Genomic DNA, 14,041 nt, shown 5'->3' on the forward strand with positions numbered 1-14,041 from the left:
CACTGTGATTTCAGCCCACCTCGCGTGGGCTTTTTATTTGAAGGGAGTAACACCATGGGTCAACTGATTGCAGGCACCTGCTACGTCAAGGTCGACGGTGCACAACTGACTATCAACGGCGGCTGCGAAGCCCCGCTGATGGCCGTCAAACGCGAAACCGTCGTACCGGGTTTCTACAAGGAAACCGACATCGCGCCATCGTTCAAGGTGACCGCGCTGCACACCGCCGACTTCCCGCTGAAGAAGCTGATCGAAGGCACCGACATCACCGTCACCTGCGAATTCAGCAACGGCAAAGTCTACGTGCTGGCCGGTGCGTACCTGGTCGAAGAGCCAGTCTCCAAGGGCGATGACGCCACCATCGAACTGAAATTCGAAGGCATCAAGGGGACCTGGCAATGAGCGGCGCCGTGAAGCTTCAAGTTGCGATCGAAGCTCACGGCGAGCCCCTGACCGAACTCGTCCTGCGCCGTCCGACGGTGCAGGAGGTGCGAGCGATCAAGGCGCTGCCGTACAAGATCGACAAGAGCGAAGAGGTCAGCCTCGACATGGACGTGGCGGCCAAATACATCGCCGTGTGCGCCGGCATTCCGCCGTCGTCGGTCAACCAGCTCGATCTGGCTGACCTCAACGCGCTGAGCTGGGCCGTTGCGAGTTTTTTCATGAGTGCGGCGTCGGAGCCATCACCGACCTGATTTCGGTCGCCTATGACCTGGCCTGGTTCTGGAAGGTTGACCCCGAACAGATGATGGCCAGGCCACTGGATGTGCTTCGCGAATCGCTGGAGCACGCGCAACGGATCAATGCGATGCAGCAGGTGCAGTGATGGCAGAAGAAACCAAAGCTAAAGCGTCGGTGCTGCTTACTGGCATCGACGAACTGTCACCCAAACTCGGCGCCCTGCGAGTGAAGGTCGATGACTTCAAGAAAAACCTCGAACAGACCGGCCTCGGCAAACTGGACATAAGCGGTCTGTTCAAGGGCGGCAGCGTGATTACGCCGTTCGTGGACGGCATCAAATCGGCTGCGGCGTTTCAGGGCAAGCTTGCCGAGGTCGGCGAGGCGGCGAAAACCGTCGACCTGCCGGAAACACCGAAAGCCGCCGCGCAGAACATGAATGTGTTCAGCGCATCCATGGAGAAGGTGTCCGCTGCAGTGGACGCCGCACTGGTGCCGGCGGTGGGCGCATTGGTGGTCGGGCTGGAGCCGATGCTGACCCAGGTCGGCAGCCTGCTGGCCGACAACCCGAAGCTGGTCGAAGGGCTGGCAGCGGGGGCGATTGCGTTTTCCGCCATGCAGACCGCCGTCACCGGTATGACTCAGGTGATGGACGTCATGAGCATGGTGCTCAAGACCAACCCGATCATGCTGATCGCCATGGGCATTGCCGTGGCGGCCGGTCTGATCGTGGCCAACTGGACACCCATTTCCGCGTTCTTCACCGGATTGTGGGAGGGCGTGAAAAACGCCGGGGCCAGTGCAATGGCGACGTTGCGCTCGGTGCTCGACTGGCGGCCGCTGGAGGCACTGGCGGCGTTGTGGGAGCCGGTCACGGGGTTCTTCTCGGGAATCTGGGACAAGGTCAAGGTCGTGACCGCGCCGGTGATCGACTTCTTCAAGTCGGTTTTCTCGTGGTCGCCCGCAGGCATGATCCTGGAAAACTGGGGGCCGTTGACCGGTCTTTTTTCGGCGATCTGGGAGCTGCTCAAGGCCTTGAGTGTGCCGATGATGGCGTTCCTCAGAAACCTGTTCGACTTCTCGCCGATGCAGATGATCAACAGTGCATGGGGCGGTGTTGTCAGGTTCTTCGAACCGATGTTCAGCGGCCTGCGAAAAGCCGCGCAAACGGCGAAAGAGTTCCTGGTGTCGTTGTTCGACTTCTCGCCGATGCAGATGATCACCAGTGCGTGGGGCGGTGTTGTCGCGTACTTCCAGCCGGTGTGGACGACGCTGCAATCGGCCGTGCAAAGCACCCGGGATACGTTGCGGGCACTGTTCGATTTTTTCCCGATGGAAATTATCACCAGCGCCTGGGGTGGTGTCGTTGGATTCTTCGAACCGATCTGGACGGCACTGCAAACGTCAGTGCAACAGGTCAAAGGTTTTTTCACCGGTCTGTTCGAGTGGTCGCCGCTGGAGCAGATTGCGCAGTATTGGCAGCCGATCGGTGAGGTTTTCTCGGCGCTGTGGGGTGTTGTGCTGGCGCTGTCCGCGCCGGTCGTGGACTTTTTGCACGGCCTGTTCGAATGGAAACCCCTGGATCAGATCATCGAGAGCTGGGGGCCGATTGTCGGGTGGTTCGGCGAGTTGTGGCAAAAGCTGCAAACCGTCATCGCGCCGATCAAGGAGTTGTTCGACGGCGGCTTCGCCGGGCTGATCGCCAAGGTCACCGGCAAGGTCGAAACCCTGACCCAGGCGCAGCGCCAGACCAATGCCGAAGGCAAGGGTGAACTGGCGCCGGCATTCTTCGGTGCCAGCTCGAAACCCGAGGGCGGCAGTGCGTTGCAGGGCGGTTCGTTGCCGCAATCCTCCAGCGCCCTGATCCAGCAAAGCGCCGCCAACAACCGCACGCAACTCGAAGGCGGCCTGACGGTGCGCTTCGAAAACGCGCCGGCGGGGCTGCGCACTGATCAACCGCAAACCAATCAACCGGGGCTGGCGCTCAGTTCGCGCATCGGCTATCGCTCGCTATCGGCAGGAGGTTCCAATGAACTGGCGTGACCGTTTGTTGCCGGCATCCTTTCGCGGTGTCGGTTTCTGGATCGACCAGGCGAAAACCCCGGTCGGTCGCAAGGGGCAGTTGCACGAATACCCGCAACGGGACTTGCCGTTCTTCGAGGATCTCGGCCAGCAGGCCAAGACCCACGATCTGACGGCGTTCATCATCGGTGCCGATTGCCTGGAGCAGCGCGACAAGCTGCTCCAGGCTCTGGAGCAGGGCAGCGGCGAACTGGTGCATCCGTGGCTGGGCCGCCTGCAGGTCAAGGTCGGCGAATGCGACATGACCCACACTCGCCAGGACGGCGGGATGGTGACCTTCACCCTGAAGTTCTACCCGGACCGACCGCTGCCGTTTCCGACGGCGACGGTCAGCACGCAAAAAGTCCTGTTGATCAAGGCCGACGGTTTGCTCGGTTCGGCGGTGGCGCGCTTCGAACAGGCCATGACCCTGATCAAGGCGGCGCGGATCGGCATCGCCAATCTGCGCAACAGCCTTACCGGCGTGTACGACGTGATCAAGGAGCAGCTCAAGCCGCTGATCGCGCAGTACAAGCAGATCACCGAACTGGTCAGGGCCGTCAAGGAGCTGCCCAAGGAAGTGGCAGCGGAGTTCAAGGGCTTGCTTGGCGATATCAAGGAGCTGAAGGCATTCGCGAAGGAGGGCTACCGTGGCGTGATTGCCGACGTGTCCCAACAGATCGAAGCCATCCGCAAGGCCGACGCCCCGAAAATCACCACCGGCAAGGACACCACCGCTGCAGCGCAGGCCCTGGCCAATCTGGTGCAGGACACCCTGATCGTCAAAGCGGCGCAATGGGTAGCCTCGATGCCGGTGGCGTCGACACCGGTGAAACTGTCGTCGACGCCTTCGCTGGACCAACAGTCGAAACAGCCGGTCAGCCGTCAGGAAGTGCCGGTCACCGACGATCTGCAAGCGCTGCAAAAAGAGCTGATCGAAGCGCTGCAAAAGGCCCAGGACAAGGCCGATCCCGCGCACTATCAGGCCATCGCCGATGTGAAGGAAGCGCTGATCGCGCACCTCAAGGCTGTGGCATCGTCCGGTGTGCGGCTGGTCAGCAAAACCTTCCAGGAAACCTTCCCGGCGCTGGTCGTGGCCTACAAGCAGTTTGGCGACGCCACTCGGGTGACCGAGGTCATTCAGCGCAATGGTCTGTCTCATCCGAGCTTCTCACCCAACGAAGTCAAGGTTTCCAGGGAGTGAGTCATGAACGAGACTGACAACCGCGTGACGCTGACCGTCAACAGCATGGAATACGGCGGCTGGAAAAGCGTGGAGATCACCGCGGACCTGGAGCGCCAGTTCCGCACCTTCAAACTCGACATCACCTGGCAATGGCCGGGGCAGACCGTGGATCAGCGGATCAAGGCCGGTGACCCCTGTGAAGTGAGGATCGGCCAGGATCTGGTGCTCACCGGTTATGTGTTCAAGGCGCCGATCAGTTATGACGGGCGGCAGATCAGCCTGAGCATCGAAGGCAGTTCCAAAACTCAGGACCTGGTGGATTGTGCGGCCCGAAACATCCCCGGCCAATGGCAGGATCAGTCGCTGTTGAACATCGTCCAGGCCCTGGCCGGGGAATACTCGCAGTTTGTGGTCAACGAAATTCCCGAGACTGCACGTCTGAGCAAACACACGATCGTCCCGGGTGAAACAGTGTTTCAGTCGATCGACCGTCTGCTCTCGCTGTACCGGGTGTTTTCCACCGATGACGCCGAAGGCCGGCTGGTGCTCGCCAAACCCGGCAGCGCTGGCCGCGCCAGCGATGCGCTGGAGCTGGGCAAGAACATTCTTTCGGCCAATGCACCGATGGACTTCAGCCAGGTGTTTTCCGAGTACCGGGTGATCGGTCAGCAAAAGGGCAACGACAAGAAGAGCGGGGCGGCGGTCAGCGAAGTTGAATCGACGGCGACGGACCTGAGCTTCAAGCGCCGGCGCACCACGATCATCAACGAAGGCTCGCAACTGACGTTCGAACTGGCCCAGCAACGGGCACAGTGGGAGAGCGCCACGCGTATGGGCCGGGCGCTGACCACCACGTATCAGGTGCAGGGCTGGCGTCAGTCCAATGGCGATCTGTGGCGTCACAACACGTTGGTGCGGGTCAAGGACCCGGTGCTTGGCTTCGATGAAGACATGCTGATTTCCAAGGTGACGTATTCGCTGTCGGCGCAAGGCTCGGTCACCACATTGCAAGTAGCGCCACCGCATACCTTCGACGCGAACCCGACTCCCCCGAAAAAAACCTGAGCCCAAGTTCTGCAAACACCACCGGACACTGTGGGAGCGGGCTTGCCCGCGAAAGCTGTGGTGGCTGCAACACATCTTTGCCTGAACGACCGCCATCGCGGGCAAGCCCGCTCCCACAGGGTTTGCCAGTGTCTGGCCGAGGTCTAGAGGAAACCCTATGAGCCTACTGACACGCCTGCTGGCGCGCGGCACTGTCGTGCTCGCCAGTTCGGCCTCCAAGCTGCAATCGCTGCAAATGCGCCTCACCGCCGGTGAAGTGAACGACGACATGGAGCACTTCGAACCCTACGGCTTCACCAGCCACCCGCTGGCCGGTGCCGAAGGCGTCGTCACGTTTCTCGGCGGCGACCGTTCCCACGCCATCGCCCTGGTGGTCGCCGACCGCCGTTACCGCCTGCAATCGCTGGCGGCCGGCGAAGTGGCGATCTACACCGACGAAGGCGACAAGATCCACTTCAGGCGCGGGCGGATCATCGACATCGAAACCTCAACTTTGAACATCCGCGCCAGCACCGCCGTGAACTTCGAGACGCCGGTGATCAACCAGACCGGCAAGATCGTTTCCAAAGGCGATCAAGTGGCCGGCGGCATCAGCCAGATCAAGCACGTGCACGTTGGCGTGCAGGCGGGCAGTGGCCAGACCGGCGCGCCGGCGGGAGGTCAGTGATGCTGTTCAGTCAGAACCTTCACGCCGCGCTGACCCGCTCGGTGCTGATCAGCCTGTTCACCTGGCGCCGCGCCGCCGACGACGATGCCCTCGACGACGAGGAGCGTTTCGGCTGGTGGGGCGACACCTTTCCCACCGTGGCTGACGACCGCATCGGCTCGCGGCTGTGGCTGTTGCGCCGGGTCAAGCTGACCCGCCAGACCCAGATGGACGCCGAGTTCTATGCCCGCGAAGCCTTGCAATGGCTGATCGACGACGGCCACTGCAGCGCCATCGACATCATCAGCGAACGCCTCGACGCCCAGCGCCTGAACCTGCGCACGGTCCTGACCCTGGCCGACGGCGAGCGCCTGGACATCAACCCCGATAACAGTTGGCAGGTGATTTATGCCGTTTGAAACCCCTTCGCTGCCGGTGCTGATCAAGCGCACTCAAAGCGACCTGGCCGGCGATTCGCTGCGCCAGTCCGATGCGCAAGTCCTGGCCCGCACCGTCGGTGGTGCGGCTTACGGTCTGTATGGCTACCTTGACTGGATTGCCGAGCAGATCCTGCCCGACACCGCCGACGAATCGACCCTCGAACGCATCGCCGCGCTGCGCTTGAACCAGCCGCGCAAACCGGCGCAAGTCGCTACCGGCAGCGTCAGTTTTACCGCGACCGCGGGCGCTGTGCTGGACGTTGATACGCTGCTGCAATCGAGCGATGGCCGTACCTACAGAGTCACCACCGCGCGCACTACCGTCAATGGCAGCAACACCACCACGATTGCAGCGCTGGATGCCGGCAGTCTCGGTAATGCCGAGGCCGGACTGGCGCTGACTCCGGTGCAGCCGGTTACCGGTGTGGTCGGCAACAGCTTTGTCGTGCTGGCGCCGGGCCTCAGCGGCGGCGTGGCGCGGGAAAGTCTGGAGTCGCTGCGTTCGCGGGTGATCCGGTCCTATCGCGTCATTCCTCACGGCGGTTCGGCCAGCGACTATGAAACCTGGGCACTGGAAGTGCCGGGCGTGACACGGGCCTGGTGCCGGGGCGGCCAGCTCGGGCCGGGTACGGTGACGGTGTTCATCATGCGTGATGAAGATCCGCAACCGGTGCCCAACGATGAGCAGTTGGCGGAAGTTCAGGATTACATCGAACCGCTGCGTCCGGTGACGGCGCAAGTGAATGTGCAGCGACCGATTCAAGTGCCGGTGGTGTACAGCTTCAAGAGTGTCAACCCGGACACCACCGCCGTGCGCGCTGCCATCGAATCGCAACTGCGTGACCTGCACAACCGTGAAGCCGACCTGGGTGTGCCGTTGCTGATCAGCCATATCCGCGAAGCCATCAGCAGCGCCGGTGGTGAGTACGATCACACCTTGACCGCGCCGGCCGCTGACGTGCCTGCCGGTAAAAGCGAGTTGCTCACCTTCGGAGGTTGCGTATGGGGGGCATAAGATCCGCTGCGCAATATCAGGCGCAGCTTCGCGCATTGCTGCCCAGTGGCCCGGCATGGGATCCGGAGCGGGTGCCGGAGCTTGAGCAAGTGCTGCAAGGCGTCGCCGTCGAACTGGCACGCCTCGATGCCCGCGCCGCCGACCTGCTCAACGAGATGGACCCGGCCGGCGTCAGCGAACTGGTGCCGGACTGGGAACAGGTGATGAACCTGCCCGACCCGTGCCTCGGCGCCACGCCGCTGTTCGACGACCGTCGCCTCGCTGTGCGCCGCCGCTTGCTGGCGGTCGGCAGCCAGGCCGTCGGCTACTACCTGGAAATCGCCAAAAGCCAGGGTTATCCCAATGCCACCATCACCGAACTCGAAGCCCCGCGCATGGGCCGTTCGCGCTTCGGTGCGGCGCACTGGGGCACTTGGGAGGCGCAGTTCATGTGGACGCTCAACACCGGCGGCCGCCTGCTGCTCGGCCGGCGTTTCGGCGCGAGCTATTGGGGCGAGCGCTTTGGCGTGAATCCGGGCTCGGCGCTGGAATGCCTGATCCATCGGGCGGCGCCGGCGCACACCAGGGTGCACATCAATTATGACTAGGGAATAACGCAATGGATTATCCGAAGAGTGTGCCCAGCGCCGGTTTGGTGAATGGGAAGTTTATCGATGAAAACCCGCTGACCGGGACACCGGGATCGCTGATCCCCGCTGACTGGGGCAACGGCGTCACGCAAGAAATCATCAATGTGATCAAGGCCGGGGATCTGACCCCGGACGAGAAGAAATACGATCAGTTGTTGCAGGCGATTCAGACGGTGACGGCCAAGGGCTGGAATCAGGACCTGGCGTTGCCATTGGCAGCGTTGCCGTTGCCGACCGTGGCCACGTCGGATGCCCGGATGCCGATCACGCCGGCTGCGGCCTCGACCAGTGGTGGGCGGGTGTCGGTGCCGGCGGGTGTTTACGTCAGCATCGGTCAGGAAGTGGTGGCGGGGCAGTTGGGACGTTCGCGTACGTTCACCACTCAGGCCTGGAGCAGCGCCGATCTGTTGCCGAGTTCGGGTTACTTTCTGCGGGCGCAAGTGGTGGGTGGTGCGCTGACGTTCTACATGCAGCGCGGGACGATCTATGACGCCAGCCCTGATGGCTTGAAGGGGACGGTCAATGGTGCGGCGGGGGGTGGTTTCCAGTCGACACCGCTGGATATCTGTCTGGCGTGGGTGGTGACAGCAGGACCTGGATCGGTGCCGATTGTCAGGCCAATCTACAACCGCAACCGGTTGAGCTGGACGCAGGTCGTCAATGGCAATGGTGTTGTCTATCTGCCGCTCGATCCTCATGCACGTGCGGCGCGTCTGGTGGTCGGCAACCCGACTCCGCACCCGACAGGCATCACCAGCGTGTCGTTTGCACCGGGAGGCTGGTTGGGGGGCAACTACTGCTACCTGAACCCGACTGTCGCAACCTCCAACAACTGGGACGGTTGGTCTACGGCAGGTGCGGCGGCGCTGATCTTCTCCAGTAACGTGGTCAGCGATACCACTGTTTCGACATTGACCGCCAGTTTTGACCACGCCGAATTGCGCTCGCTGTGGCAGGTCTATCAGGCCGAACACACGCTGGGTGCGGGCACCGCGGCCAGTGACGAATTGCTGTTCAGCATGGGCCTCAAGAGTTTCGCTCAAACCGACTATTCCAATGGTATTGCGATCAACTTTACCGCTGCTGTGAATGTCAATTTAGCCTGGGAGTTGATCCGATGATCATCATTCAAGAACTGCATCAGTTCGAGGACGGTTTGCGCCTTGCACAACCTTCCGCGGCTCATGATTGGGACGGCGAGCAGTGGGTCGTCAATGCCGAGAAGGTAGCGCTGCTGGATCAGCAGGAAATCGAACGCCTTTGCGCCAATGTCGATGCCGCCGCCGACAGCGCGCGCACCGCACTGGCGGGTGATCCACTCAAAGCCCTGGAATACGCCCAGGCCGCCATCGACGCTCAGGCCTTCCAGGACGCCGGCTACCCGAAAAAGGAAGTGCCGCTGTCCGTTGCTGCCTGGGTTGCCAAGGGCCGGTCGGCCAAACAGTCGGCCGAGCAGATCCTCGACAAGGCTGCCCAACTCAGCGAGAACCTTCTGACCCTGCGCACCTTGCGCCTGAAAGCCAAGAGCCAGATACGTGCGTACGCGGGCAAGAGCCAGATGGATCAGGCTCGCACTGCCGCCGATGAAGCGCTGCAGGCCATTCATCAACTGACGGCCAACCCGGCCCCGTAATCGCCATTCGCTTCACCCAAGCCCACTTCATTGTGGGCTTTTTATTTTCAGGAACAGAAACGCTAGCGCCGTTGCGAAAGTCTTCGTGCCGCCACGTTTCATTTGTCATGACAGAGGAACGAATATCCCATGGATTATCCAAAAAGCGTCCCCAGCGTCGGCCTGGTCGATGGCCGCTTCGTCGATGAAAACCCGGTGGCGGGAACGCCCGGTTCGTTGATTCCGGCGGTGTGGGGCAACAGCGTTACACAAGAAATTCTCAACGTGATTACCGGCGCCGGGCTGGCAGCCGCCGAGACCGATACAGCTCAGTTGTACAAGGCGATTCAGTCGATCGTCGGCAACACCAGTCCGATGCGATCAGTCATTACACGATTGGCGGCTTCCAAAACATTGTCCGCGCAAGAGCTCGGCCTGTTGCTGATTGACGGCAGTCCCGGAGCCTTGACCCTTTTGTTGCCTCCCGCCGACGTCGCTCTTGGCGTGCGTGACGTGATTGTTCGTCGCGTGGACAACAGCGGAAACCGTATGGTCATCCAGGCCTCCGGCACTGACCGCATACGCTTTCACACCCATCTCTCGCCGAGTGGTTATCCATTCTTCGTATTGATGGGCGGCGGTGACTGGTGGCATTTGCGCAGCGACGGTGCTGGCAGTTGGTGGCCTGTGGGGCGCTTCGACAACACGCCACTGGGGCGGCCGTTTTTTGAAACCACCATCGTGCTCAGTCCTGGTGGATATGGTGCGCTGAACGGCACGCTGATGAATCGTGCCGAATGGCCTTGGCTTTGGGACCACGCGCAGCGCTCCGGAATGCTCAATACCGAAGCCACCCGCGTGGGCAACGAGGGCAACTGGACGCCGGGTGATGGTGCTCTGACATTTCGAGGCCCGGAGTTGCGTGGCGAGTTCCTGCGCGTACTGGACGAAGGCCGCAACGTCGACTCGGGCCGCATGATGGGCAGCAACCAGGCGGGTACGGTGCACTCGTATGCCATGGGGGCTCAGGGCGGGGGAGCCATTGGCTCACGTTGGTCTGACAGTCTGGCGGCGGTCGGCGCGCAGACTCACGAAACGAAAACCTACTCCACGCCTACCAACGGAGGCCCGATCTACCCTGCCGGCACCAGCTATCAGATGGATACGGCCAACACGCTTTTGTATTCCTTCTCATCCCGTCCCCGCAACGTTGCCTATCCCGGCCGCATGAAAGTCATCTGAGGTTTTTTCAATGTTCAATTATCTGGTCGATGACGCTGGCGCCCTTGTGGGGCCGGTGGAGTTTTTCGTGACGCCCGGAATCGGCGTTCAATTACCAGCCAATGCCGTTCAACTGGCTTACGAGTTGCCGGCGGCAGAGCAGGGGCGCACGTGGGCGATGTCCAACGGCGTTCCGCGTGAACTGATTGATCTGCGCGGCATCGTGTACCGCAAGGACAACGGTGCCCAGCAGACCTGGAGCGAATTGGGTGCGCTGACGGATGAGTTCACCGCGCAACCTTGCCCGGACGAGTTTCATGTCTGGCAGGACAACGGGTGGGTGCTCGATGAGCAACGACACCGGTCGGATCTCACTACCAAAGTCCTCAATCAACGCGACACGCTGCTGCGCGACGCCGTCCTGCGCATCGCCCCCCTGCAATACGCCGAAGACATCGGCGATGCCAGCCACGAAGAGCAACTGCAATTGCTCGAATGGAAGCTCTACAGCGTGGAGCTGAACCGCATCGAAAAACAGGCCGGCTTTCCCGGCGAAGTCACTTGGCCGACGGTGCCCGGCGCAAGCGTAACCAACTGATTGCAGCACAGGGAACAGCATCTACGCGATCGACCAACTCTTCGCGCCTGAGTTTGTCGCGGCGATGGTTCCGGTGCCCGAGGGCGTCAACGTTGAAATCGGTGAGCCAATGATCCTGCCGCGAGCCCGTTTCAGACCTTCGCTGAACGGCCGGCGGAGCCAGCAGGGTTCACGGCAGTTTCTGCCTGACGCAACCGGATGCCGATGTATTCACATTCAGGAGACAGGTAATGGATTATCCAAAAAACATTCCCAGCGCAGGTTTGGTGAATGGCAGGTTTGTTGACGAAAACCCTCTGACCGGAACACCAGGTTCGTTGATTCCGGCGAGTTGGGGAAATGGCGTGACGCAAGAGATTCTTGAAGTCATCAAGAGCGCAGGGACGGCCGCCGATGAAAGTGATAACACTCAGCTCAGGGCGGCAATCGATACGCTGATCTCGAAGAAGCAAAGCGACAGTCTGGCCAGTCAGGAAGACGCTGAGGCGGGGATCAGCAACAACCGGTTGATGACGCCGTTACGAGTGTTTCAATCCATAGCGAAAAAGATGCAACAGGCGACAGAGTCGCTGATGGGGATTGCAAAAGTTGCTTCTCAGGCAGAGGTCAACGCCGGTGTCAGTGACACCTCTGTCGTGACCCCTAAAAAACTCAGGCTCGGGTTCATGGTAAGGCTGGGGGCATCGGGTTACGTCGTTTTCCCCTCGTGGATGGGTGGAGTGATTATCCAGTGGATCACCGGGGGGGCCAGCCAGGCGGGGAATAACGGTTACGGCGATCTGAACCTATGGCCGCTGGTCTTTCCCAACGCACTGTTCCTTGCAGTCGCTACCCATGAAGGCACGGCAGCCGGAACGCAGCTGATCTGGAACAACAACGCGACCGTGAGTCGGCAGGCAGGCATCAATGTTCGTTGTCCTGAATGGCCGTCAGGCTCCATTGCCGCTCGTGTCATCGGAATAGGATATTGAGTATGTATTACTTTTCTCCGGCCACTTCCGGCTTTTATCACTCCGATCTACACGGCACCAACATCCCCGCGGACGCGTTTGAATTAAGCGAAGGCGAGTATTGCGCGCTGGTCTCGAACGCTCCAAAAGGAACCGTGCTTGGCCTGACTGCCAACGGACGCCCGGAACGGGTGCTACTGGCTGAACAAACTCTTGATGCCACAGAACGGGCCTGGCGAGACAAGGTATTGGATCGCACTCAGTGGCTGGTTCTTCGCGATGCCGAAGAGCTGGAAATCGGCGAGGGCACCACACTGCGCGCCGAAGAATTCAAACAACTGCTCGCCTACCGACAGGACCTGCGCGACTGGCCCAATGATCCGGAGTTTCCGGATGCGCGTTCGCGTCCGCTAGAACCGGATTGGCTGGAAGGTGTGCTGCGAGCAAACAACTGAGCGGATTGCCCGATGCGGCAACACCGGACTATCAAGGAAAATCATTATGGACTACCCAAAAAGTGTCCCGGGGTCAGGTCTGGTCGACGGCAGATTCGTCGACGAAGACGCGATCGCCGGCACCCCTGGATCGTTGATACCTGCGAGCTGGGGCAACAGCGTTACTCAGGAAATTCTCGGCGCGATTACCGCCGCAGGCCTTAAGCCTGACGAGCAGCAGACCGATCAATTGGCGCAGGCGATTCGTCAATTGGCAAAGCCCGATCCGCTGCAACAATTTCCGGTGCAGGTGTATCGCCGGAACGTTCTGATCAATGGCGGGTTTGATATCTGGCAACGCGGTCCAACCAACCTCGGGCCAAACATTGGCGGCTATGTGGCTGATCGTTTTCGTTGCGACTGGAATGGCAGTGCAGGAGTCGCCATATCTCAGCAGGGTTTTGCACCCGGTCAAACGGAAGTCGCCGACGAGCCGCGGTTTTTCCTGCGGTGGCAACAAACCCAGGCGGGAGCCGGAGCCACCGTACACAGAATCTCCCAAGCTATTGAGTCGGTACGAACCCTGGCAGGTAAAAACGCCACCGTTACATTCTGGGCCCGGTCCGATGCTGCCCGGCCATTAAGAGTGTCGGTTACTCAGAACTTCGGTTCTGCAGGCTCCGAATCTGTTGAAAGAACCATCGATGTTTTCCAGTTGGGCACATCGTGGAAGAAGTACAGCGCAACGTTTCAAGTCTCGGGCATTGCCGGGAAAATGCTGGGCGCCAGCAACTTTCTGAGGCTTGCGTTTGACCTGCCTTTGAATGTGCTGCAGACCGTGGATCTGGCGCAGATCCAAATGGAGGAAGGACCGGTATCCACACCTTTCGAGTATCGTCCAGTGGCTGAAGAGTTGATGCTTTGCCAGCGTTACTTCGAGAAGTCCTTTGCCACTTCGTTGCCGGTACGGGCGAACAATGGCTCTAGCACCTGCATTTCAACGTTCACGCAAGCGGCGCCTGCCAATAGCGGTCAGTTCGCGATGACGACAGGCATGTTGGTGCAAAAGAGGGTGTTACCTACCGTCGTCATGTATTGCCCTGGCAATACCAGCAATCAGGTGTGGAATCAGGCCGTGGGGCCATGTACCGGCAGTATTGTGCAGGGATTGACGGAGCGTGCCATTTCGTTTGCCACCGTTACCCCGGTCGGCAGCTTGCCCGGTCAGACCTTGCAGATCGAATGGACTGCCGACGCCGAATTTTAGGAGAAACCATGAGTTATCAATTGACCGCCAACGGCGTTCTTCGTCTGAGCGACCTGGCATATGTTCCACAGGATCCTGCCAATCGGGATTGGCTGGAATATCAAGCGTGGCTGTTGTCCGGTGGCCAGGTGTTGCCCTCGAATGAAGCATTTGAGGAGTCTGCACCGAACAGCACCCTGACAACTCTGGCAAAAAAATGGCTGGGGGGCGTTGGTCGCCAACCGTGATTCAATCGGCGT

The 14,041-nt window shown here is 60.6% G+C and carries 17 protein-coding genes; all 17 read left to right on the forward strand.

Annotated features, from left to right (window positions below; translation table 11 throughout):
- Nucleotides 1-54: 54 nt before the first annotated feature.
- Complete coding sequence (locus NE357_RS05880; protein WP_007908779.1) at nucleotides 55-402, forward strand: phage tail tube protein; 348 nt, start codon at nucleotides 55-57, stop codon at nucleotides 400-402.
- Nucleotides 399-695 carry a phage tail assembly protein gene (locus NE357_RS05885; RefSeq protein ID WP_003222226.1) on the forward strand — a complete coding sequence of 99 codons (297 nt, stop codon included), beginning with the start codon at nucleotides 399-401 and terminating at the stop codon, nucleotides 693-695. The genes NE357_RS05880 and NE357_RS05885 overlap by 4 nt, the downstream gene beginning before the upstream one ends.
- A 130-nt stretch (nucleotides 696-825) precedes the next feature.
- Entirely contained in the window at nucleotides 826-2,721 is a 1,896-nt protein-coding gene (locus NE357_RS05890; protein ID WP_169429097.1) for a phage tail protein, read from the forward strand.
- Nucleotides 2,708-3,943 carry a DNA circularization protein gene (locus tag NE357_RS05895; RefSeq protein WP_169429098.1) on the forward strand — a complete coding sequence of 412 codons (1,236 nt, stop codon included), beginning with the start codon at nucleotides 2,708-2,710 and terminating at the stop codon, nucleotides 3,941-3,943. The genes NE357_RS05890 and NE357_RS05895 overlap by 14 nt, the downstream gene beginning before the upstream one ends.
- A gap of 3 nt (nucleotides 3,944-3,946) precedes the next feature.
- Nucleotides 3,947-4,990: a phage baseplate assembly protein gene (locus tag NE357_RS05900; protein WP_169429099.1), complete on the forward strand. Its 1,044-nt coding sequence runs from the start codon at nucleotides 3,947-3,949 to the stop codon at nucleotides 4,988-4,990.
- A gap of 157 nt (nucleotides 4,991-5,147) precedes the next feature.
- The gene (locus NE357_RS05905) at nucleotides 5,148-5,657 is read left to right on the forward strand and encodes a phage baseplate assembly protein V (protein ID WP_169429100.1); all 510 of its coding nucleotides are present in this window, start codon (nucleotides 5,148-5,150) and stop codon (nucleotides 5,655-5,657) included.
- Nucleotides 5,657-6,055 (forward strand): phage GP46 family protein, encoded by a 399-nt coding sequence (locus NE357_RS05910; RefSeq protein WP_169429101.1) that lies wholly within the window; start codon nucleotides 5,657-5,659, stop codon nucleotides 6,053-6,055. The genes NE357_RS05905 and NE357_RS05910 overlap by 1 nt, the downstream gene beginning before the upstream one ends.
- A complete protein-coding gene (locus tag NE357_RS05915) occupies nucleotides 6,045-7,091 on the forward strand; it encodes a baseplate J/gp47 family protein (protein WP_169429102.1) in 1,047 nt (348 codons plus the stop codon). Before NE357_RS05910 ends, NE357_RS05915 begins: the two co-directional genes overlap by 11 nt.
- Complete coding sequence (locus tag NE357_RS05920) at nucleotides 7,079-7,678, forward strand: YmfQ family protein (protein WP_169429103.1); 600 nt, start codon at nucleotides 7,079-7,081, stop codon at nucleotides 7,676-7,678. The genes NE357_RS05915 and NE357_RS05920 overlap by 13 nt, the downstream gene beginning before the upstream one ends.
- Before the next feature lie 11 nt (nucleotides 7,679-7,689).
- Nucleotides 7,690-8,841, forward strand: coding sequence for a phage tail protein (locus NE357_RS05925; RefSeq protein ID WP_169429104.1), 1,152 nt, complete (start codon nucleotides 7,690-7,692; stop codon nucleotides 8,839-8,841).
- Complete coding sequence (locus NE357_RS05930; protein WP_169429105.1) at nucleotides 8,838-9,353, forward strand: phage tail protein; 516 nt, start codon at nucleotides 8,838-8,840, stop codon at nucleotides 9,351-9,353. Before NE357_RS05925 ends, NE357_RS05930 begins: the two co-directional genes overlap by 4 nt.
- A gap of 129 nt (nucleotides 9,354-9,482) precedes the next feature.
- A complete protein-coding gene (locus tag NE357_RS05935) occupies nucleotides 9,483-10,574 on the forward strand; it encodes a phage tail protein (RefSeq protein WP_169429106.1) in 1,092 nt (363 codons plus the stop codon).
- 10 nt (nucleotides 10,575-10,584) lie between these two features.
- Nucleotides 10,585-11,151 carry a tail fiber assembly protein gene (locus tag NE357_RS05940; RefSeq protein ID WP_169429107.1) on the forward strand — a complete coding sequence of 189 codons (567 nt, stop codon included), beginning with the start codon at nucleotides 10,585-10,587 and terminating at the stop codon, nucleotides 11,149-11,151.
- Between the two features lie 230 nt (nucleotides 11,152-11,381).
- The gene (locus NE357_RS05945) at nucleotides 11,382-12,122 is read left to right on the forward strand and encodes a gp53-like domain-containing protein (protein ID WP_169429108.1); all 741 of its coding nucleotides are present in this window, start codon (nucleotides 11,382-11,384) and stop codon (nucleotides 12,120-12,122) included.
- 2 nt (nucleotides 12,123-12,124) lie between these two features.
- Nucleotides 12,125-12,556: a phage tail assembly chaperone gene (locus NE357_RS05950; RefSeq protein ID WP_169429109.1), complete on the forward strand. Its 432-nt coding sequence runs from the start codon at nucleotides 12,125-12,127 to the stop codon at nucleotides 12,554-12,556.
- A 46-nt stretch (nucleotides 12,557-12,602) separates the two neighbouring features.
- Nucleotides 12,603-13,802 (forward strand): carbohydrate-binding protein CenC, encoded by a 1,200-nt coding sequence (locus tag NE357_RS05955; protein WP_169429110.1) that lies wholly within the window; start codon nucleotides 12,603-12,605, stop codon nucleotides 13,800-13,802.
- Between the two features lie 8 nt (nucleotides 13,803-13,810).
- Entirely contained in the window at nucleotides 13,811-14,029 is a 219-nt protein-coding gene (locus NE357_RS05960) for a hypothetical protein (RefSeq protein ID WP_169429111.1), read from the forward strand.
- Nucleotides 14,030-14,041 lie beyond the last annotated feature (12 nt).

The organism is Pseudomonas sp. G7(2022), from assembly GCF_052660475.1.

What these genes read in the sequence shown, in the direction of transcription:
- NE357_RS05935 (WP_169429106.1), top strand. Translation starts at nt 9,483, where the DNA reads ATGGATTATCCAAAAAGCGTCCCCAGCGTCGGCCTGGTCGATGGCCGC.
- NE357_RS05895 (WP_169429098.1), top strand. Translation starts at nt 2,708, where the DNA reads ATGAACTGGCGTGACCGTTTGTTGCCGGCATCCTTTCGCGGTGTCGGT.
- NE357_RS05945 (WP_169429108.1), top strand. Translation starts at nt 11,382, where the DNA reads ATGGATTATCCAAAAAACATTCCCAGCGCAGGTTTGGTGAATGGCAGG.
- NE357_RS05960 (WP_169429111.1), top strand. Translation starts at nt 13,811, where the DNA reads ATGAGTTATCAATTGACCGCCAACGGCGTTCTTCGTCTGAGCGACCTG.
- NE357_RS05925 (WP_169429104.1), top strand. Translation starts at nt 7,690, where the DNA reads ATGGATTATCCGAAGAGTGTGCCCAGCGCCGGTTTGGTGAATGGGAAG.
- NE357_RS05880 (WP_007908779.1), top strand. Translation starts at nt 55, where the DNA reads ATGGGTCAACTGATTGCAGGCACCTGCTACGTCAAGGTCGACGGTGCA.
- NE357_RS05905 (WP_169429100.1), top strand. Translation starts at nt 5,148, where the DNA reads ATGAGCCTACTGACACGCCTGCTGGCGCGCGGCACTGTCGTGCTCGCC.
- NE357_RS05915 (WP_169429102.1), top strand. Translation starts at nt 6,045, where the DNA reads ATGCCGTTTGAAACCCCTTCGCTGCCGGTGCTGATCAAGCGCACTCAA.
- NE357_RS05920 (WP_169429103.1), top strand. Translation starts at nt 7,079, where the DNA reads ATGGGGGGCATAAGATCCGCTGCGCAATATCAGGCGCAGCTTCGCGCA.
- NE357_RS05910 (WP_169429101.1), top strand. Translation starts at nt 5,657, where the DNA reads ATGCTGTTCAGTCAGAACCTTCACGCCGCGCTGACCCGCTCGGTGCTG.
- NE357_RS05940 (WP_169429107.1), top strand. Translation starts at nt 10,585, where the DNA reads ATGTTCAATTATCTGGTCGATGACGCTGGCGCCCTTGTGGGGCCGGTG.
- NE357_RS05900 (WP_169429099.1), top strand. Translation starts at nt 3,947, where the DNA reads ATGAACGAGACTGACAACCGCGTGACGCTGACCGTCAACAGCATGGAA.
- NE357_RS05950 (WP_169429109.1), top strand. Translation starts at nt 12,125, where the DNA reads ATGTATTACTTTTCTCCGGCCACTTCCGGCTTTTATCACTCCGATCTA.
- NE357_RS05930 (WP_169429105.1), top strand. Translation starts at nt 8,838, where the DNA reads ATGATCATCATTCAAGAACTGCATCAGTTCGAGGACGGTTTGCGCCTT.
- NE357_RS05890 (WP_169429097.1), top strand. Translation starts at nt 826, where the DNA reads ATGGCAGAAGAAACCAAAGCTAAAGCGTCGGTGCTGCTTACTGGCATC.
- NE357_RS05955 (WP_169429110.1), top strand. Translation starts at nt 12,603, where the DNA reads ATGGACTACCCAAAAAGTGTCCCGGGGTCAGGTCTGGTCGACGGCAGA.
- NE357_RS05885 (WP_003222226.1), top strand. Translation starts at nt 399, where the DNA reads ATGAGCGGCGCCGTGAAGCTTCAAGTTGCGATCGAAGCTCACGGCGAG.